The organism is Streptomyces sp. NPDC046862 (assembly GCF_040704615.1).
Taxonomy (GTDB): domain Bacteria; phylum Actinomycetota; class Actinomycetes; order Streptomycetales; family Streptomycetaceae; genus Streptomyces.
The window spans coordinates 78,205-97,344 of the sequence record NZ_JBEYXP010000022.1 but is presented as its reverse complement, the minus strand read 5'-3'; the positions used below and the strand labels follow the sequence as shown (position 1 = coordinate 97,344).

20 protein-coding genes and 1 riboswitch are annotated in these 19,140 nt (G+C 70.3%); of the genes, 11 read left to right on the top strand and 9 right to left on the bottom strand.

Annotated features, from left to right (window positions below; genetic code table 11):
* Positions 1-28: 28 nt before the first annotated feature.
* Entirely contained in the window at positions 29-688 is a 660-nt protein-coding gene (locus AB0959_RS24615; RefSeq protein ID WP_366828743.1) for a response regulator transcription factor, read from the top strand.
* Between the two features lie 199 nt (positions 689-887).
* Positions 888-1,916 (top strand): 6-phosphofructokinase, encoded by a 1,029-nt coding sequence (locus tag AB0959_RS24610; protein WP_366828665.1) that lies wholly within the window; start codon positions 888-890, stop codon positions 1,914-1,916.
* An 87-nt stretch (positions 1,917-2,003) separates the two neighbouring features.
* On the opposite strand, the gene AB0959_RS24605 is transcribed toward AB0959_RS24610, so the two are convergent.
* Together AB0959_RS24605 and AB0959_RS24600 are read right to left on the bottom strand one after the other, a co-directional pair.
* Positions 2,004-3,899 carry an anthranilate synthase family protein gene (locus AB0959_RS24605; RefSeq protein WP_366828664.1) on the bottom strand — a complete coding sequence of 632 codons (1,896 nt, stop codon included), beginning with the start codon at positions 3,897-3,899 and terminating at the stop codon, positions 2,004-2,006.
* A 100-nt stretch (positions 3,900-3,999) separates the two neighbouring features.
* Entirely contained in the window at positions 4,000-4,062 is a 63-nt protein-coding gene (locus tag AB0959_RS24600) for a trp operon leader peptide (RefSeq protein ID WP_366828741.1), read from the bottom strand.
* Between the two features lie 124 nt (positions 4,063-4,186).
* On the opposite strand from AB0959_RS24600, the gene AB0959_RS24595 reads away from it, so the two are divergent.
* The 3 genes from AB0959_RS24595 (at position 4,187) to AB0959_RS24585 (ending at position 7,559) form a co-directional block, all read left to right on the top strand.
* Entirely contained in the window at positions 4,187-5,707 is a 1,521-nt protein-coding gene (locus tag AB0959_RS24595) for a hypothetical protein (protein ID WP_366828663.1), read from the top strand.
* A 107-nt stretch (positions 5,708-5,814) separates the two neighbouring features.
* Positions 5,815-7,167, top strand: a complete 1,353-nt coding sequence (locus AB0959_RS24590) for a class II 3-deoxy-7-phosphoheptulonate synthase (RefSeq protein WP_366828662.1) — start codon at positions 5,815-5,817, stop codon at positions 7,165-7,167.
* Positions 7,168-7,325: 158 nt separating this feature from the next.
* The gene (locus AB0959_RS24585; protein ID WP_366828661.1) at positions 7,326-7,559 is read left to right on the top strand and encodes a (2Fe-2S)-binding protein; all 234 of its coding nucleotides are present in this window, start codon (positions 7,326-7,328) and stop codon (positions 7,557-7,559) included.
* 35 nt (positions 7,560-7,594) lie between these two features.
* Here AB0959_RS24585 and bfr read toward each other — a convergent pair whose 3' ends face one another.
* Positions 7,595-8,074 carry a bacterioferritin gene (gene bfr, locus AB0959_RS24580; RefSeq protein WP_366828660.1) on the bottom strand — a complete coding sequence of 160 codons (480 nt, stop codon included), beginning with the start codon at positions 8,072-8,074 and terminating at the stop codon, positions 7,595-7,597.
* A gap of 174 nt (positions 8,075-8,248) precedes the next feature.
* Here bfr and AB0959_RS24575 point away from each other — a divergent pair, with 174 nt between their 5' ends.
* Positions 8,249-8,920, top strand: a complete 672-nt coding sequence (locus AB0959_RS24575; protein ID WP_366828659.1) for a sulfite oxidase-like oxidoreductase — start codon at positions 8,249-8,251, stop codon at positions 8,918-8,920.
* A gap of 21 nt (positions 8,921-8,941) precedes the next feature.
* On the opposite strand, the gene AB0959_RS24570 is transcribed toward AB0959_RS24575, so the two are convergent.
* The 6 genes from AB0959_RS24570 to thiO all read right to left on the bottom strand — a co-directional run bounded on the left by AB0959_RS24570 (position 8,942) and on the right by thiO (position 15,038).
* A complete protein-coding gene (locus tag AB0959_RS24570) occupies positions 8,942-9,439 on the bottom strand; it encodes a DUF4396 domain-containing protein (protein WP_366828658.1) in 498 nt (165 codons plus the stop codon).
* A 69-nt stretch (positions 9,440-9,508) separates the two neighbouring features.
* Positions 9,509-10,432, bottom strand: coding sequence for a deoxyribonuclease IV (locus tag AB0959_RS24565; protein ID WP_366828657.1), 924 nt, complete (start codon positions 10,430-10,432; stop codon positions 9,509-9,511).
* Between the two features lie 265 nt (positions 10,433-10,697).
* On the bottom strand, positions 10,698-12,614 hold the full coding sequence (pknB, locus tag AB0959_RS24560) for a Stk1 family PASTA domain-containing Ser/Thr kinase (RefSeq protein WP_366828656.1): 1,917 nt from the start codon (positions 12,612-12,614) through the stop codon (positions 10,698-10,700).
* 172 nt (positions 12,615-12,786) lie between these two features.
* Positions 12,787-13,581 (bottom strand): thiazole synthase, encoded by a 795-nt coding sequence (locus AB0959_RS24555; RefSeq protein ID WP_366828655.1) that lies wholly within the window; start codon positions 13,579-13,581, stop codon positions 12,787-12,789.
* 3 nt (positions 13,582-13,584) lie between these two features.
* On the bottom strand, positions 13,585-13,794 hold the full coding sequence (gene thiS, locus AB0959_RS24550) for a sulfur carrier protein ThiS (protein ID WP_366828740.1): 210 nt from the start codon (positions 13,792-13,794) through the stop codon (positions 13,585-13,587).
* A 14-nt stretch (positions 13,795-13,808) separates the two neighbouring features.
* Positions 13,809-15,038: a glycine oxidase ThiO gene (gene thiO / locus AB0959_RS24545; RefSeq protein ID WP_366828654.1), complete on the bottom strand. Its 1,230-nt coding sequence runs from the start codon at positions 15,036-15,038 to the stop codon at positions 13,809-13,811.
* A riboswitch (TPP riboswitch) is annotated at positions 15,036-15,147 on the bottom strand. Its footprint overlaps the gene before it by 3 nt.
* Positions 15,148-15,198: 51 nt before the next feature.
* Between thiO and AB0959_RS24540 the strand changes: the two genes are divergently transcribed.
* From AB0959_RS24540 to metF, 5 genes are all read left to right on the top strand, one after another.
* A complete protein-coding gene (locus AB0959_RS24540) occupies positions 15,199-15,549 on the top strand; it encodes a hypothetical protein (RefSeq protein ID WP_366828653.1) in 351 nt (116 codons plus the stop codon).
* Between the two features lie 32 nt (positions 15,550-15,581).
* The gene (locus AB0959_RS24535; RefSeq protein ID WP_366828652.1) at positions 15,582-16,805 is read left to right on the top strand and encodes an FAD-dependent oxidoreductase; all 1,224 of its coding nucleotides are present in this window, start codon (positions 15,582-15,584) and stop codon (positions 16,803-16,805) included.
* 86 nt (positions 16,806-16,891) lie between these two features.
* The gene (locus AB0959_RS24530) at positions 16,892-17,257 is read left to right on the top strand and encodes an Rv2175c family DNA-binding protein (protein ID WP_366828651.1); all 366 of its coding nucleotides are present in this window, start codon (positions 16,892-16,894) and stop codon (positions 17,255-17,257) included.
* A gap of 143 nt (positions 17,258-17,400) precedes the next feature.
* Positions 17,401-18,057 carry a thiamine phosphate synthase gene (gene thiE / locus AB0959_RS24525; protein ID WP_366828650.1) on the top strand — a complete coding sequence of 219 codons (657 nt, stop codon included), beginning with the start codon at positions 17,401-17,403 and terminating at the stop codon, positions 18,055-18,057.
* A gap of 141 nt (positions 18,058-18,198) precedes the next feature.
* Complete coding sequence (metF, locus tag AB0959_RS24520) at positions 18,199-19,122, top strand: methylenetetrahydrofolate reductase [NAD(P)H] (RefSeq protein WP_366828649.1); 924 nt, start codon at positions 18,199-18,201, stop codon at positions 19,120-19,122.
* Positions 19,123-19,140 lie beyond the last annotated feature (18 nt).

Sequence of the window (19,140 nt, the reverse complement as noted above, 5' to 3'; positions counted from 1 at the left end):
GCGGTCTCAGCAGGGCTCGATCAAGGTCATGGTGGTCGACGACCACCCCATGTGGCGCGACGCCGTCGCCCGTGACCTGGCCGAGTCCGGCTTCGACGTGGTGGCCACGGCGGGCGACGGCGAGCAGGCGGTACGCCGCGCCCAGGCCGCCGCGCCCGACGTCCTCGTCCTGGACCTGAACCTGCCGGCCAAGCCCGGGGTGCAGGTGTGCAAGGAACTGGTGGGCGCGAACCCGGCGCTGCGGGTCCTCGTCCTGTCGGCCAGCGGTGAGCACGCGGACGTGCTGGAGGCCGTGAAGTCGGGGGCGACCGGCTACCTCCTCAAATCGGCCTCCACCGAGGAGCTGATCGACGCCGTGCGCCGTACGGCCGTCGGCGACCCGGTGTTCACGCCGGGGCTCGCGGGCCTGGTCCTCGGTGAGTACCGCCGACTCGCCTCCGAACCGGATCCGGTCCTGTCCGCCGGAGCGGACGCCGACAGGCCCAGGGCGCCGCAGCTCACCGACCGCGAGACCGAGGTGCTCCGACTGGTCGCCAAGGGCCTGAGCTACAAGCAGATCGCGGAACGCCTGGTCATCTCGCACCGCACGGTCCAGAACCACGTGCAGAACACCCTCGGCAAGCTGCAGTTGCACAATCGCGTGGAGCTGGTCCGCTATGCCATAGAACGGGGCCTCGACGGGGCGTAAACAGGGCGATACACCCGGACGAGTGACTCCAACTTGATCAACTCACCCACAATTCACCGGAATTGACCTTCCGCCCCATGCCGAAGTGACCTGGATCACTATTAGCGTGGCTGATGTCAGGTGCGGCGCGTCCGCGACGCACGTCAGGCACGCGTATGGCGATCAGCGATCAGGCAGCGTATGGCGAAGGGACATTTCCATGCGGGTCGGAGTACTGACCGGAGGCGGCGACTGCCCCGGGCTCAACGCCGTCATCCGGGGCATCGTCCGCAAGGGCGTGCAGGAGTACGGCTATGACTTCGTCGGCTTCCGGGACGGATGGCGGGGTCCGCTGGAGAACGACACCGTGCGGCTGGACATCCCCGCGGTGCGCGGCATCCTGCCGCGCGGCGGCACCATCCTCGGTTCCTCGCGGACCAACCCCCTCAAGCAGGAGGACGGTATCCGCAGGATCAAGGAGAACCTCGCGAAGCAGGAGGTCGAGGCGCTCATCGCGATCGGCGGCGAGGACACCCTGGGGGTGGCCGCGCGCCTCACGGACGAGTACGGCGTCCCCGTGGTCGGCGTCCCGAAGACGATCGACAACGACCTCTCGGCCACGGACTACACCTTCGGTTTCGACACCGCGGTCGGCATCGCCACGGAGGCGATCGACCGCCTCCACACCACCGCCGAGTCGCACATGAGGGTTCTGGTGGTGGAGGTCATGGGCCGTCACGCCGGCTGGATCGCGCTGCACTCGGGGCTGGCGGGGGGCGCGAACGTCATCCTCATCCCCGAGCAGCGCTTCGACGTCGACCAGGTCTGCGCCTGGGTGACCTCGCGCTTCCGGGCGTCGTACGCGCCGATCGTGGTCGTGGCGGAAGGGGCCATGCCGAAGGACGGTGACATGGTTCTGAAGGACGGGTCCCTCGACTCCTTCGGGCATGTCCGTCTCTCCGGCGTCGGGGAGTGGCTGGCCAAGGAGATCGAGAGGCGTACGGGCAAGGAGGCGCGTACGACGGTGCTCGGCCACGTCCAGCGGGGCGGCACCCCCAGCGCCTTCGACCGGTGGCTCGCCACCCGGTTCGGGCTGCACGCCATCGAGGCCGTCCGTGACGGGGACTTCGGCAAGATGGTCGCCCTGCGCGGCACCGACATCGTCCGTGTACCCATCGCCGACGCCACGGCCAGGCTGAAGACGGTCGACCCGAAGCTGTACGAGGAGGTGGGCGTCTTCTTCGGCTGACCCCGCCGGGCTCCGCCCCGGGCCCCGCTCCTCAAACGCCGGAGGGGCTGATTTTTCAGCTCGTCCGGCGTTTGAGGACGAGGCCGTTCAGGCCGATTCGGGGGTCTGGGGGCGGCAGCCCCCGGGGAGGGGACGGGTAAGGGCGGCGGGGGCGATCAACTCCCGTACCACCAACGCACCGTTCAGCGTCAGCACCGACTCGGGATGGAACTGAACACCGGCGAACCCGGGCCCCCGCAACGCGTGCACCTCCCCGTTCGCGGCACGGCTGACCTCCATCTGGTGCGCCCCCAGTTCCTCCGCCGTCTCGTCGTCGCAGTACGCCACGAAGCTGTTGTAGAAACCGACCGTCTCCAGCCGCCCGAACAGATCGATCTCCGTCTGGGCCCCCTGGTACGGAACCGCCTTCCGCACGATCTCCAGCCCCAGCTCCGCCGCGATCAGCTCATGACCGAGGCAGACCCCGAGGACACCATGCCGGTGCCCCCGCACGACATCGGCCGCCAGCCCCCGCAGGAACCGCATCTTGGGGTCGCCCATGTCGGAGGGGTCCCCCGGCCCGGGCCCCAGCACCACCGGCCCCTCGTGCGCGAGCACAACCTCCCGCAGCCCCGGCTCGTCGTACCGCCGTACCGTCACCTCCAGCCCGGACGACCGCAGGACATGCCCGAGCATCGCGGTGAAGGTGTCCTCGCCGTCGACGACGAGAGCGTGCCCCTGAAGGACGTCGGACCGCTCCTGCATCCGCAGCCAGAACGGCGCCAGCGAGGCCCGCCGCCCGTCGAGCGCCGCCCGCACCCGGGGATCGTCCGACAGCCGCGGCCGCACCCGCTCCTGACGGGGCCGACCGGGCCGTACACCCAGCGCGGCCAGCACACCCGCCGCCTTCGCGTGCGTCTCGGCGACCTCGCTCCGCGGATCCGAGCCGCGGACGAGGGTGGCGCCCACGGGCACCCTCAGACGTCCCGCCGTGTCGATGTCGGCGGTCCGGATGAGAATCGGCGAGTCCAGCGTCTGCGTCCCGCCGGCATCCCGGCCGATCAGCGCCAGCGCCCCCGCGTAGTACCCGCGCCCACCCACCTCATGCCGTTCGATGACCCGGCACGCGTTCTGCACGGGCGAACCCGTGACGGTCGCCGCGAACATCGTCTCCCGCAACACGTCCCGCACATCCAGGGACGACCGCCCCCGCAACTCGTACTCGGTGTGGGCGAGGTGGGCCATCTCCTTCAGCCGCGGCCCGACCACCACCCCGCCCATGTCGCCGACCGTGCACATCATCTTGAGCTCCTCGTCGACGACCATCGAGAGCTCCTCGATCTCCTTGCCGTCGGCGAGGAAGTCCAGCAGGTGCTCCGGCGTCGGCCCCTCGGCCGGGTAGCGGTACGTCCCGCTGATCGGGTTCATGACGACGGTCCCGCCGGCCATCCGGACGTGCACTTCGGGGCTCGCCCCGACCAGCGTGCGCTCACCGGTGTGCACGACGAACGTCCAGTAAGCGCCCCGCTCGCCCTCCAGCAGCCGGCGGAAGAGCGCCAGGGCGTCGGCGCGCCCGAATCCCGGGATCTCACCCTCGTACGTCCGCCGGATCACGAAGTTCGCGCCCTCGCCCCGCCCGATCTCCTCGCGCAGCACCCGCCCGACGATCCCGGCGTACTCCTCGTCCGCCACGTCGAAGCCGCCGCCCTCGACCCGGACGTCGTGCGTGGGCAGCTCGTCCAGGACGTCGGCGAGCGGGATCTCGTACCGCTCCTCGGGCGTCAGCACCGCCAGCGGTGTGCCGTCGTTGCGGACGTCGAAGCCGCGCTCGCGGATCTGCCGGAAGGGGATGAGGGCGAGACCCTCGTCGGGGAGGTCGGCCAGCCGCTCGCAGGAGGAGACCGGGCCGATCAGGAGTTCCACCACGTCGTGGTCGTGGCCCGGTGTGCGGCGGCGCAGCAGGGCGAAGGGGCGGGGATCGTCCAGCAGGTCGGACAGGTTCACGGGTCTGTTCCTTCTCATTCGGAGAGGGGACGGCCCTGGTCGCGGAAACACCGAAGGCCGCCCCTCGGGCGGCCTTCGCGATGTCTTCTGATACGCGCAGTCAGTGGGCCGCCGGGTGAGCGGTCCACCACCAGTTCTGGTTCCGGGTCGAGTGCGCGAACATGCGCCGCACCCTATCGCACATCTCACGTGAACTGCGTGAAGTCACGTGAACTCGTCCTGGGTTCACCTTATGATCACGCCTGCTTCAGTTACACGAAAGGGTGAGTGTGTCACTCATACGGAGAATGAGCCCCCTGGCCTTCGTCGCGGCGACGGCCGCCCTGTTAGCCGGGCTCACGGGACAGCCCGCGACGGCGGCGGACGACCCCACGATGACGAAGCTGACGCTCAGCGGCGACCGGTTCAGGATGACCGACACGAGTTCCGTGTCGGCGGCGACCACCCTCGACGGCAAGCTGGCGGACGCCGACCTCACCGATGTCGTCACCACCGACTACACGAAGAACTCGTCCGGGACGACCGACCCCTGGATGAACCTGCGCACGATGCGCTCCTGCGTCGGCGACGAGACGAAGGCGCTGCCGCCGGTGACCAGGAAGGTCTCCTGGTGCTGGTCCTCGGCGCACGGTGACGACACCACGCCGCGCTGGTGGCCGCAGGGCATGAGCGGCACCGGCACCGCCGACGGAGCCGACGGCGCCATTCAGGGCAAGCACGTCACGGCGGTGGCCTGGCACTACAAGACGTTCAAGACCAACGCGGCCGGCGCCGTCGAGGCCAACGACAAGTGCCGGACGAACAACCTGCTCAAGCTGACCTTCATCGACCGGGACACCGGCAAGTACCGTCACGTCCTGCTCGCGGAGCCGACGGACGGCGGCGCGGACTTCAAGTTCGTCACCGGACACGGCGGCGGCATCGTCTGGTACGCGAACTACATCTATGTCACCGACACCTCCAACGGCATCCGGGTCTTCGACATCAACAAGCTCGGCAAGGTCGACACGTACGGCTCCGGCATCAACAACTACGGCATCGACGGCAGCGGCAGGTCCAGCGCCTGCGGCTACCCGTACGTGCTGCCGCAGGTCCACTACTACAAGCAGGCGTCTCCTCCGCCGTCCGGCGCGTGCGACGCGGACGCCGTCGGCGGTACCCCTGACGCGGACTCCCTCTGCTACTCCTGGCTCTCCCTGGACAAGTCCGGCGGCAGCCCGTACAAGCTGGTCACGGGGGAGTGGTTCGGCACCGCCGCCGGCGGCCGTGTGGTGCGCTACCAGCTCAACCCGACCAGCGCCTCGACCTATCCGGGTCTGCTCAACATGTCCGGTGGCAGGACCGTGATCCAGGACGCGTACGCGGCCTCCCGTTACGTGGGCCTGCAGGGCGGCATGACCTGGACCGACGACACGGGGCTGCTGAACTTCGCCTTCCACAAGGGCTGCGCCCTCCAGCCCGCCGTCTTCTCCCACACATGGATGGGAGACACCCGGGCCCCGACGGCGTGCAACGTCACGGTCGACAACGTTCCGAACGCCAGCGGGAACTGGGCGGTGGGCACACCGCAGTCCCTGAGCTACTGGCCGACGCTCGACGCGAACCCGGTGGACGAGCTGTGGGGGCTGACGGAGCACTTCTGCCCCGGCACGACGCTGCGGTCGAGCTACCCGTACGAGTTCCCGGCCGTCGACGTGGAGGACACCAGGAAAAACGCCTGTGACGAGTACGACGAAGCGGCGAACCTGTCCCTGCGCACCGTCTTCGCCGTCGGCTTCACCGACCCGGCGGTCATGAACCTGCACTGACCCGCCACGCTGCCCGATGTGACGAGCCCCGCTTCGATCGAGCGGGGTTCGTCTCACTTGATGGGCATGGGGATGGACGCCGGACACGACCCCGTAATGTTGACGTCGTGACCGTGAACGCTAAGTCCAGCGCGAGCGCTGGCAACACCTGGCGAGACCTGCCCGCGGCGCAGCAGCCCGAGTACCCCGACACCGAGGCTCTGCGCGCAGTGATCGCGGACCTCGAGTCGTATCCGCCGCTCGTCTTCGCGGGCGAGTGCGACCAGCTGCGCGCCCGGATGGGAGCCGTCGCCAAGGGCGAGGCGTTCCTGCTCCAGGGCGGCGACTGCGCCGAGGCCTTCGACGCGGTGTCCGCCGACCAGATCCGCAACAAGCTCAAGACACTGCTCCAGATGGGCGCCGTCCTCACGTACGCGGCCTCCGTGCCGGTCGTGAAGGTCGGCCGGATCGCGGGGCAGTACTCCAAGCCGCGCTCCAAGCCGACCGAGACCCGCGACGGCGTGACGCTCCCGACCTACCGGGGCGACTCCGTCAACGGCTTCGACTTCACCGAGGCGGCCCGCGTCCCGGACCCCGAGCGCCTGAAGCGGATGTACCACGCGTCCGCCTCGACGCTGAACCTGGTGCGCGCCTTCACCACCGGCGGCTACGCCGACCTGCGCCAGGTGCACGCCTGGAACCAGGACTTCGTGAAGTCGTCCCCGTCCGGGCAGCGCTACGAGCAACTGGCGCGCGAGATCGACAACGCGCTGAACTTCATGCACGCCTGCGGGGCCGACCCGGAGGAGTTCAAGACCGTCGAGTTCTACTCGTCGCACGAGGCGCTGCTGCTCGACTACGAGTCGGCGCTGACCAGGGTCGACTCGCGTACGGGCCACCTGTACGACGTGTCGGCGCACATGGTGTGGATCGGTGAGCGCACCCGGCAGCTGGACGGCGCGCACATCGAGTTCGCCTCGCAGATCCGCAACCCGATCGGGATCAAGCTCGGCCCGACGACGACGGCCGAGGAGGCGCTGCAGTACATCGAGCGCCTCGACCCCGAGCGCGAGCCGGGCCGGCTGACCTTCGTCGTCCGCATGGGCGCCGACAAGGTCCGCGACAAGCTGCCCGAGCTGGTCGAGAAGGTCACCGCCTCGGGCGCCACCGTGGCCTGGGTGACCGACCCGATGCACGGCAACACCTTCGAGGCGGCCTCCGGGCACAAGACCCGTCGCTTCGACGACGTGCTCGACGAGGTCAAGGGCTTCTTCGAGGTCCACAAGGGCCTCGGCACCCACCCGGGCGGCATCCACGTGGAGCTGACCGGTGACGACGTCACCGAGTGCGTGGGCGGCGGCGACGAGATCTTCGTCGACGACCTGCACCAGCGCTACGAGACGGCCTGCGACCCCCGGCTCAACCGCAGCCAGTCGCTCGACCTGGCGTTCCTCGTCGCCGAGATGTACAGGGACCAGTAAGCGGTTCGCCTGTTACCAGGCATGTGGTGGGGCGCGGATCACATACGATCCGCGCCCCTTCCACTTTTGCTGCCCGGACGGGCCGGGTAAGGTTAGGTTAGCCTCACCGATCAAGCGGGACGGCGACAGTGACCTATCCCGGCGGGAGGTGGAACCGCGTGTACGTCTGCAGTTGCTTCGGGGTCACCGAGCAGCAGGTCAAGCATCACGCGGAGAACGGTGCCTGCACCCCTCGCCAGATAGCGTCCGCCTGCAAGGCGGGCACCGACTGTGGCTCGTGCGTACGCCGGATCCAGGCGATCCTCGGCCGAGGGGCATGCCCCCGCCGGGACCTGGTCGACGGCGGCCGGCCGGTGCTGTCGGACCTCGAAGGGCTCGACGAAGCCGCCTAGCTCCAGCGCGCGGCTCTCGCGCCTGGCTCTTGCTCCTAGCTCTCCGGCTGCTCGATCAGCTGGGCGATGTAGAGCGCCTCGCCGAGCTTCTCCACCAGCTCCAGCTGGGTGTCGAGGTAGTCGATGTGGTGTTCCTCGTCCGCCAGGATCGACTCGAAGATGTTCGCGGACGTGACGTCGCCCTTGTTGCGCATCACCTCGATGCCGCGCCTGAGGCGGTCGATCGCCTCGACCTCGATCTGCCGGTCGGCCTGGAACATCTCGGTGACCGTCTGCCCGACCCTCACGTGGAACAGCCGCTGGTAGTTCGGCAGGCCGTCCAGGAAGAGGATCCGGTCGGTGAGCACCTCGGCGTGCTTCATCTCGTCGAACGACTCGGCCCGCGTGTACTTCGCGAGTTTGGTCCAGCCGAAGTTCTCCTGCATCTTCGCGTGCAGGAAGTACTGGTTGATCGCGGTGAGCTCGGCGGTCAGCTGCTCGTTGAGGAATTCGATGACCTCGGGGTCGCCCTGCATCGCAGAGGCTCCTTCCAAGCGGGGGGACTGGCAGGTTGCGCCGCATGATTCCACCGCCGTCAAGGCCCGTCCAGTAAGTGCACGCTTAGTAAGTAAGGGCAGGCTTAGTCCATTTTGTCGGGGTAGGGGTGGGGTGGGTCATCTCCACCGCTCGGGGTCTGTCAGGATGGAGTCATGGGTCAGCCGGTGGAACGCGAATCTGGAGATCGCTCGTCTCGCGAATCCGGAGATCGCGCATCGGGAGGCGCCGAGCAGCCGCAGCTCCCGCCGGGTCAGCGGCTTCAGCGCGGTTGGCCGGTCACGCACTACGGCCCTGTTCCCAAGTTCCGCTCCGAGCGCTGGGACTTCCGGGTCTTCGGCGCCACCGCCGACAGTGAGAAGCACTCCTGGACGCACGAGGAGTTCACGGCCCTGCCCTACGCCACGGTCGTGGCCGATCTGCACTGTGTCACCAAATACAGCATGCTGGGCGCCGAATGGGGCGGCGTTCCCGCCCGTACGATCCTTCGGATCGCGCCGCCCGCGCCCGCCGTCACCCACGTCATGGTGTGGGCGGAGTACGGCTACAGCTCGAACCTCCGGCTCGACGACTTCGCCTCCGAGCGTACGATCTTCGCCACCCACAAGGACGGTGAGCTGCTCACCGCGGAACACGGCTTCCCGCTGCGGCTCGTCGTGCCGCAGCTGTACGCCTGGAAGGGGCCCAAGTGGGTCCGTGGCGTGGAGTACATGACCGCCGACCGGCGCGGCTTCTGGGAGGAGCGCGGGTACCACAACCTCGGCGATCCCTGGCGGGAGCAGCGCTACTCGTACCAGGAAGAGCCCGGGGACGGCCCCGAGCTCTGATCCGTGGCGCTCCGTGAGGCGTCAGTGGTACTGGTGCACCACCGCGTGGCCCTTGCCGCGGCCGATCATCCACTTGTTGACCGGTGTGGTCACCAGGAACGCGATCGCGAAGGCCAGGGCGAGCGCCCACCAGAAGAGGGCGTCCGCGAGGTGGGCGTCCATCGCGCCCGGCACCAGCAGGACCACGCCGTTGTCGACCAGCTCCATCACGGCGATGGAGACGGTGTCCGCGGCGAGCGCGACACCGATCGCGGCCTTCAGTGACAGTCCCGCCCTCGTGACGGCGTACAGCGTGAGCGAATAGCCGAAGACGAAGGCCAGGACGATCGCGAGGATCATCGTCGGCACGTTGTGCCAGGCGAACGCGGTACCGATCACCATGCCGAGGATCTCGCCGATGGCGCAGCCGGTGAGGCAGTGGAGGGTGGCCTTGGCGGCGGTGCCCCAGGTGGTGGCGCCGGAAGCGTGCGCGTGCGCGTGTTCCTCGTGGGTGTGGTGCGCGTGCGTGCCGTGCTCCATGGTGGCCCCCAATGCCGGGTGACGGTTCCTCTCACTGCACAGGAACCGTATACCCCCTAGGGGTATTCCTCAACGTGGTATGCCGCTTCGGTTTCCTCCCGGCGCCTCGCTTCCCTCCCTGACCTGGCCCTCCCTGAGCTTCTTCAGCCGTTCCACGTCCGTCGCGTGGCCCACCTTGCCGCCGGGTGTCTCGATGATCAGCGGGACGCCCTCGGTGGCGGGGTGGGTCATCAGCGCGCGGAACGGGTCCTCGCCGATGTGGCCGGAGCCGATGTTCTCGTGGCGGTCCTTGTGGGCGCCGACGACGTCCTTGGAGTCGTTGGCGTGGATCAGCTTGAGCCGGCCCTCGCCGACGCTGTCCACCAGCAGGTCGAGCGTCTGGTGCATTCCGGTCGGCCCGGTCAGGTCGTGGCCCGCGGCGAAGACGTGGCAGGTGTCCAGGCAGACGCCCAGCCTCGGATGGGCGTCGAGCGCCTCGAAGTACGGCGCGAAGTCCCAGGTGCGCGAGCAGAGGGAGGAGCCCTGGCCCGCGGTGGACTCCAGCAGGAGGTACGGGTCGTCGTCGTGGGTCAGCTCGTCGAGCAGGGGCAGCATCTGCTCGCGCACCTGCTTGAGCGCCACGGAGCGCTCACGGCCGCCGGTCGCGCTCCCGGTGTGGACGACCACGCCGAGGGCGCCGATCTCGCGGGCTCTGCGCAGCGAGTGGCGCAGCGACTCCACCGACTTCTCGACCGTGGCCTCGGTGTGCGAACCGAAGTTGATCAGGTAGGGCGCGTGGACGTACACCGGGATCGACTCGGCGTCACACGTCTCGCGGAACGCCTCGTCCTGCCTCGGACTGCCCGGTGGGGTCGCCCAACCGCGGGGGTTGGCCACGAACACCTGCACGGTCTCCGCCTTGAGATCGTGAGCGTAGGTCAGCCCCACGGAATGCAGCCCACCGGCCACGGGGACATGGCTCCCCACGGGATTGCGAAGGTACTTGCTGGTCACGTTCTCAGGGTGTCATGCACGGTACGGGGCTCCGCCGGGAGGAGCTGGCTTTCGGGGGCGCGGGGAACCGCACGGCTTTTAGGGGCGCGGGGAACTGCGCGACCAGCCCCCACCCACCCGCACCAACCCACCCACCCCAACCACCCCTCACCCCGGGGGCCTGGGGGCGGAGCTCCCAGGGACAGGATGGGACGGGTAGGGGCGGCGGGGGCGAAAACAACCCCCGGCCCACCCCGGAATCCCCGGCCAGCCCCCGGAGGGACCGTCAGCGGATCTGAATCGTGATCGTCGACCCCTTGGGCGCCGTCTTCCCGCCCTCGACCGACTGCTTCCTGACCTCGTCGCCGAAGAGCCCGAGAAGCCCTCGGTCCTCCTCGACCCGGAAGCCGGCGGCCTCCAGCTCCTGCCTGGCCGCGTCCACGTTGTCACCCACGACGTCCGGGACCTCGACCATCTCGGGCCCCTTGGAGATCGTCAGGGTGATCGTGTCGCCCTGCGCGGCCTCCTCACCCGCGCCGGGCGACTGCCGGGCGACCTGACCCCGGTCGAGCTCGGAGTTGACCCGCTCCTCGGCGATCTCCACCTTCAGACCGGCGTCCTCCAGCTCCGCCCTGGCCTCCTGGACCGACGAGTCCGTGACGTCCGGCACCTCCACCGGCGCGCCCTTGCTGACGGTCAGCGCGACGGCCGACCCGGAGCGGCGCTCGGTGCCGGCCCCCGGTTCCGTACTGATCACGGAGCCGCTCGGGACATCCTCGCTGAACGCCCGTGTGACCCGGCCCGCTTCGAGGCCCTGATCCTCCAGTCGGGACTTCGCCTCGTTCAGCTGCCGACCCTGCACATCGGGCACCTTCACCATCTCCGGGCCCTTGGAGATGGTCAGCGTCACCGTGTCGTTGTCCCGGATGCGGGCGCTCGGCTTCGGATCGGTACTGATCACCTTGCCGCGTTCGACGGTGTCGCTGAACGCGCGCTCGGTGTCCACTTCGAGCCCGGCGGCCTCGACACGCTTCGTCGCCTCCGCCTCGGACTGCCTCAGCACCGCCGGGACCTCGGTGAACTGGCCCGAGTTGACGTACCAGATGCCCGTACCGACACCGAGCACGAGCAGCACGGCCACGACGATCGCCAGCGGCCCGCGCCGGGCGATGGCGGCGCCGCGCCGCGGGGGCTCCACCGGAGAGCTCTCGAACCGGCTCGTCCGGTTCATCCCCTCGTCCTCGTTCACCGGCAACGGCCGCTGCCCCGACAGCGAGCGCGGGATCACGCTCGTCCGGTGCTCGGCACCCGAGTGCTCCGCGAAGACCGCCTGCGGTGGCACCGCGTCCAACTGCTCGTCGCTCAGCCCGGCCCGCGCGTCCCGGGTCTGCGCGAGCAGCGCCACCGCGTCGTAGGGACGCAGATCGGGGTTGCGGGCGGTCGCGGAGGCCACCAACTCGTCCAGCTCGTACGGCAGTCCGGGCACCGACGCCGACGGCGGCGGAACGTCCGTGTTCAGCGCCTGGTAGAGCACCTGCGCGGGGGAGTCCCCGGAGTGCGGCTTGCCGCCGGTCAGCATCTCGTAGAGGACGACCCCGCACGCGTACACGTCGACACGGGTGTCGGCCGTGCCGTGCTCCAGCTGCTCCGGGGCGAGGTAGGAGACGGTGCCGAGGACCTGGCCCGTGGTGTTCGTCACCGTGTCCACGGCTCGCACGAGCCCGAAGTCCGCCACCTTGACCCGGCCGTCGTCCCCTATCAGGACGTTCTCCGGCTTCATGTCGCGGTGCACGAACCCGGCCCGGTGCGCGGCGCCCAGCGCGGCGAGCACCGGCTCCAGGATGTCGAGCGCGGCCCGCGGCTGCAGGGCCCCGCGCTCGCGCAGCACGTCACGCAGGGTGCATCCGGCGACGTACTCCATCGCGAGGTAGACGTACGAACCGTCCGTCCCCTGGTCGAAGACCCCCACCACGTTCGGGTGGGAGAGCCGCGCGATCGACTTGGCCTCGCGGATGAAGCGCTCGACGAAACTGCTGTCGGCGGCCAGGGTCGGATGCATCACCTTGAGCGCGAGCACGCGGTCGAGGCGGGTGTCCAGGGCCCGGTAGACCGTGGCCATCCCGCCGACCGCGATCCGCGCGTCGATCCGGTAGCGGCCGTCGAGCACCTGGCCGACTAGCGGGTCCTGAAGGGTCGTGTCCACGCAGGCGAGTCTAGGGGCCGCCACTGTCAGCGCCGCCCGTCACGGGGTACCGGGGGGCGGAATGCAGCAGACCTGTGACTGTTGCGCGACGTCAGCGGGGGCGCTCGGGCTCACCGCGCGGGGCGCGCGGGAGCCCGGTCCTTGACGCCCGACGCACGTCCGAGGCGAACCCTCAGAACGCGGGCCTCTCCGGGTCGAGGACCGCCTGTCCCTCCCGGGGCGACGAGGCCTCGGCGAAGTGGCGCCGCGGAATGCGTCCCGCCCGGTACGCGAGCCGGCCCGCCTCCACGGCGTGCCGCATCCCCTCGGCCATGAGGACCGGCTCCTGCGCCCGCGTCACGGCTGAGGCGAGCATCACACCGGCGCACCCCAGTTCCATGGCGAGGGCCGCGTCGGACGCCGTGCCCGCTCCCGCGTCCAGGATCACCGGCACGTGCGCGTGCTCCACGATCAGCTGGAAGTTGTGCGGGTTGCGGATGCCGAGCCCGGAGCCGATCGGTGAGCCCAGCGGCATGATCGCGGCGCAGCCGGCGTCCTGGAGCTTCCGCGCCAGCACGGGGTCGTCGTTGGTGTACGGCAGCACCGTGAAACCGTCGTCGACCAGGGTCTCGGCGGCGTCCAGCAACTCGATCGGGTCGGGCAGCAGCGTGCGCTCGTCGGCGATGACCTCCAGCTTCACCAGGTCGGTGCCGAGCGCCTCGCGCGCGAGGCGGGCGGTCAGCACGGCCTCGCCCGCGGTGAAACAGCCCGCGGTGTTGGGCAGCACCCGGATGCCCAGCCTGCCCAGCACGGACAGCACCGAGCCGTGCGCCTGAGGGTTCACGCGGCGCATCGCGACCGTCGTCAGCTCCGTGCCGGACGCCACGAGGGAGCGTTCCAGGACGTCGAGGCTGGGCGCGCCGCCCGTGCCCATGATGAGGCGGGACGAGTAGGTCGTACCGCCGAGGACGAAGGGGTCGTCGGCCATGGGTCAGCCTCCTTGGACGGCCGTGAGGACTTCGACGCGGTCTCCCTCGGAGAGGGGCGTGGACGGCCACTGCGCGCGCGGGACGACGGTTTCGTTGAGCGCGGCGGCGACGCCCGACGGGGCCGCGGTGAGGGTTTTCACGAGCGAGTCGAGAGCTGTGCCCGCGGAGACCCTCCGCCGCTCTCCGTTGACGAAGACGTGCACGTCGTTCATGTCGTTCATGTCGTTCATGCGTGCTGCTCCGTGAGAGCGGCCGCGGCGAAGCGCCTGGGGGTGAAGTCGCGCGCCTCCTCGGGCAGTTCGCCCGTGGTGAGCGCATGCGCCATGACGTCACCGGTGACCGGGGTGAGGAGCACGCCGTTGCGGTAGTGGCCGGTCGCGAGGAGGAGTCCGTCGCACTCGGTCGGGCCGAGCAGGGGAGCGTTGTCGGGGGAGCCGGGGCGCAGTCCCGCGCGCGTCTCGGTGAGCGGCAGTTCGGTGATCCCGGGGACCAGCTCATGGGCGTCGCGGAGCAGTTCGTACACCCCGCCCGCGGTGACCGTCGTGTCCCAGCCGAGTTCCTCGCTGGTCGCGCCGACGACCAGTTCGCCGTTCTCACGGGGCACCAGGTAGACGTGGCTGCCGCGGACCACGGCGCGCACGGTCCGGCTCAGGAAGGGCGCGTACCGCTCCGGCACGGTCAGCCGCAGCACCTGCCCCTTCACGGGCCGTACCGGCGGCAGGACGTCGTCCGGGACGCCCGCCAGTCGCCCGCTCAGGCTGCCCGCGGCGAGGACGACCTGCCCGGCGGCGAGGTCGGTGCCGTCGGCGGTCCTGATCCCCACGGCCCGCTCCCGGACGACACGGAGCCTCTCGGCCCACGTCCGGTGGAAGACCACCCCGGCGCGCTCGCAGGCCGCGACGAGGGCTCTGGCGAGCCGCCTCGGGTCGATCTGGTGATCGCCGTCGACCCGCAGACCGCCGCGGACGCCCGGCGCGAGCATCGGCTCCAGACGGCGGCAGTCCCGTCCGCTCAGCCACTCCGAGTCCAGCCCCGACCGCCGTTGCAGCGCGTGCAGTTCACGCAGATGGGCGCGGTCGTCGGCGTCGAGCGCTACCGCCAGCGTGCCGCACCGGCGGTAGCCGAGGTCCAGACCCGTCGCCTCGGTCAGCTCGGCCGCGAAGGCCGGGTAGCGGTGCGCGGACGCCAGGTTGAGACCCAGCAGCGTCTGCTCCCCGTAGTGCAGTTCGGTCACCGCGGCCAGCATCCCGGCCGCCACGCGCGCGGCTCCACCGCCCGGCTCGGGGTCCACGACGGCCGTGGTGAACCCGCGTTGCGCGGCTCGCCACGCCGTCACGAGCCCGATGACGCCGCCCCCCACGACGAGGACGTCTGATGTGCCTGAAGGCGATGGCGTGCGCGGATCCGACGTGCGCGTGTCCGGCGTGCCTGTATCCGATGTACGTGTACGCGGCATGGGCGTCCAGCCCCTCCCTTCGCCGGCATGACCCGGATCAGGTTCGTACGGTCGGAGGCCGCCAGCCTCCCTCTCAGCCCGATGCGTCCGGGCTCCCGCGAGTGCTCTACGTTGGCCACCCTAGCCCGTGCCGTTCGCCTCAGTAAGGGAGCCTCCGCTCATGCCCCGCTCGCTCGACGGTCTCGTTCTCGCACCCGTCGCGGACCAGGCTCCAGGTCAGGTGGGTACCCGCACCCGGTTCACGTACCACGAGAAGGACGTCGAGATCTGGGCCGAGTACGCGGGCGGAGATGTCGTACGCGGCCACCTGGTGGGTACCCGTGACGGCGACCGGCTGGACTTCCGGTACGTGCAGCTCAAGCGGGACGGTACGACCTCGTCGGGGCACTGTGTGTCCCTCGTGACCGAGCTCCCCGACGGGCGTGTGTGCCTGGAGGAGAGCTGGGAGTGGGAGTCGCAGCCGGGCAGCGGAACGAGCGTTGTGGAACAGGTCACTGAGCCCGACCGCTGACTGACAATTCGTCAGGTGTCTATGGTGATCAGGTGAGCGAGCAGACGGAGGCACGAGGGACGGAGCGACGGGTCGTCGTCGTGGGCGCCGGCATGGCCGGGGTGCAGACCGCGGTCGTCCTGCGGGAGCAGGGCTTCGCGGGCCCTGTCACGCTGATCGGCGCGGAGCCGCACCAGCCGTACGACCGGCCGCCGCTGTCCAAGGCCGTCCTGCTCGGCAAGGCCGAGGGATCCGCCTTCGACGTCGACTTCGAGGCGCTCGGCATCGAGCTGCAGCTCGGCCGCGAGGTGCTCGGCGTGCGCCCCGGGGACCACGAACTCGACACGGCGACGGGCCCGGTCCCCTACGACGTCCTCGTGCTCGCGACCGGCGCGGAGCCCGTCCGGCTGCCGGGTGCCGAGGGCGTGCCCGGCGTGCACCTGCTGCGCACCCTGGACGACGCGGAGCGGCTGCGGCCCGTCCTGGCCCGCCAGCACGACGTCGTGGTCGTGGGAGCCGGCTGGATCGGGGCGGAGTTCGCCACGGCCGCGCGCGAGGCGGGCTGTGCGGTGACGGTCGTCGAGGCCGCGGACCGCCCGCTCGCGGGAGCCCTCCCCGCCGAGGTGGCCGCACCCATGGCCGCCTGGTACGCGGACAGCGGGGCGGTCCTGCGCACCCGCGCGCGCGTGGAGCGCGTCGAGGACGGGACGGTGGTCCTGGACGACGGCTCGCGCGTGAGGGCGGGCGCGGTGGTCGTGGGCATCGGGGCACGCCCGGCGACGGTGTGGCTGAGGGACTCGGGCATCGAGCTCGGCGCGTACGGCGAAGTGGTGGCCGACGACCACCTGCGGACCTCCGCGCCGGACGTCTACGCGGTCGGCGACTGCGCGTCCTTCCCTTCAGGACGGTACGGAGAACGTCTCCTGGTCCACCACTGGGACAACGCCCTCCAGGGCCCCCGCACGGTGGCGGCCGACATCGTCGGCGAGACCCCGGCGCCGTACGACCCGGTGCCGTACTTCTGGTCGGAACAGTTCGGCCGCTTCGTGCAGTACGTCGGCCACCACGCCCCGGCCGACACGACCGTGTGGCGCGGCGACCCCACGGGTGCCGCCTGGTCGGTGTGCTGGCTGCGTGAGGGGCGTCTGGTCGCCCTGCTCGCGGTGGGGCGCCCCCGGGACCTGGCGCAGGGACGGCGGCTGATCGAGGCGGGTACGGCCATGGACCCGGAGCTGCTGGCGGACCCGTCGCGCCCGCTGAAGAGCGCCACCGCCTAGCCGATGCCCCCGGTCGGCCCACTTCTGACCTGCGCCGGAGGCCGCTCGGCTACCCACTGTCAGTCCGGGATGGCAGTCTTGATGCCGTGACCGAGATTGACGCAAAAATCGATGCTCTCGTCCCCGCGTGGCTGAATCTCCCCGACATCGCCGAGATGTTCGACGTCGAGGTGACCCGTGTGCGGCAGCTGGTCAAGGAGGGCCAGCTCATCGCCGTACGCCGGGGCGAGAACCGCGCGCTGTACGTCCCCGCCGACTTCATCGACGGGGACAAGGTCGTCAAGGGCCTGTCCGGCACCCTGACGCTCCTGAGGGACGACGGCTTCACGGTGGAAGAAATGCTGGAGTGGCTCTTCACTCCCGACCCGAGCCTGCCGGGCACCCCGGCCCAGGCCCTGCGGGAGAATCGCGGCACGGAGGTCAAGCGCCGCGCCCAGGCGCTCGCCGTCTGACGTCCGCCCGTCCGAGCCCACAACCGACGTTTCGTCGTCCGGCGTACGGGCAGCGGCGTACGGGCCCCGGCCCGGCCGCGGCCCGTACGCCACCGAAACATGGCCGTACGCCGTACGCCATCGACCCCGGGGGGAGCCTCACCATGCCCGACACCGCCCGCACCGCCCGCGGACAGCTCGCCGACGCCCGCGTCTACCTGTGCACCGACGCCCGCAAGCGCCAGGGCGACCTGCCGGAGTTCCTGGACGCGGTCCTGGCCGGCGGCGTCGACGTCGTGCAGCTGCGTGACAAGGGCATGGAGGCCGCGGAGGAGCTGGAGCACCTCCACGTGTTCGCCGACGCCTGCCGGCGCCACGGCAGGCTCCTCGCCGTGAACGACCGGGCGGACGTCGCCCACGCCGTCCGCTCCGACGTGCTGCACCTGGGCCAGGGGGACCTGCCGGTCCCGGCGGCCCGCGCCGTCCTCGGCGACGACGTCCTCATCGGCCGCTCCACGCACGCCGAGGCGGAGGCCGCCGCGGCCGCCGTCCAGGACGGCGTGGACTACTTCTGCACCGGCCCCTGCTGGCCCACCCCCACCAAGCCCGGCCGCCCCGCCCCCGGCCTCGACCTCGTCCGGTACACGGCCGCCCTCGGTACGGACCGCCCCTGGTTCGCCATCGGCGGCATCGACCTCGCCAACCTCGACGAGGTCCTCGACGCCGGCGCCCGCCGGGTCGTGGTCGTCCGCGCGATCACCGAGGCCGACGACCCCGGAGCGGCGGCTGCCGAGTTCGCGAAGCGGCTGCGCGCGGCGTAGCCGATGACGGACGGCGCCCGGGGAGCGTCCGGGCCCGGTCCGGCGGGCGGAGTTGTCCGAGGACTGGACAACGGGGCGGCAAAACGGGCAAAAACCCGCTCTCTGGTTGGGGGACCGGCTCAGCCTGGCTAACCTGCCGGTATGGCCCTAGGAACCGCCTCCACCAGGACTGATCACGCGCCTACCGTGCGTGACATGCTCGCCGACGGCAAGACCACGTACTCCTTCGAGTTCTGGGCTCCCAAGACCGAGAAGGGCGAGCGGAACCTGTGGAACGCGCTCCGCAGGGTCGAGGCGGTCGCCCCCAGCTTCGTCTCCGTGACGTACGGGGCGGGCGGCTCCACCCGCTCGGGCACCGTGAAGGCGACCGAGCAGATCGCCTCCGACACCACGCTGACCCCGGTCGCCCACCTCACCGCCGTCAACCACTCCATAGCCGAACTGCGCAACATCATCGGCCAGTACGCCGACGCCGGGATCCGCAACATCCTCGCGGTCCGCGGTGACCCGCCGGGCGACCCCATGGGCGAGTGGGTGGCGCACCCCCGGGGACTGACGTACGCGGCCGAGCTCGTCCAGCTCATCAAGGAGTCGGGCGACTTCTGCGTGGGCGTCGCGGCCTTCCCCGAGATGCATCCGCGCTCCGCGGACTGGGACGCCGACGTCGCTCACTTCGTCGACAAGTGCCGGGCCGGCGCCGACTACGCGATCACGCAGATGTTCTTCCATGCCGAGTCGTACCTGCGGTTGCGTGACCGCGTCGCGGCGACAGGCTGCGCGACCCCGGTGATCCCCGAAGTGATGCCGGTAACGAGTGTGAAGATGCTGGAACGGTTGCCCCAGCTCAGTAACGCTTCGTTCCCACCCGCCCTGAAAGAGCGGATCCTCACAGCCAAAGACGATCCGGCCGCTGTACGCTCCATTGGCATTGAGTTCGCGACGGAGTTCTGCGCGAGGCTGCTGGACGAGGGAGTCCCCGGACTGCACTTCATCACGCTCAACAACTCGACCGCGACACTGGAAATCTACGAGAATCTTGGTCTGCACCACCCACCGCAGGCCTAAGGCCTGAGCCGCGTACGA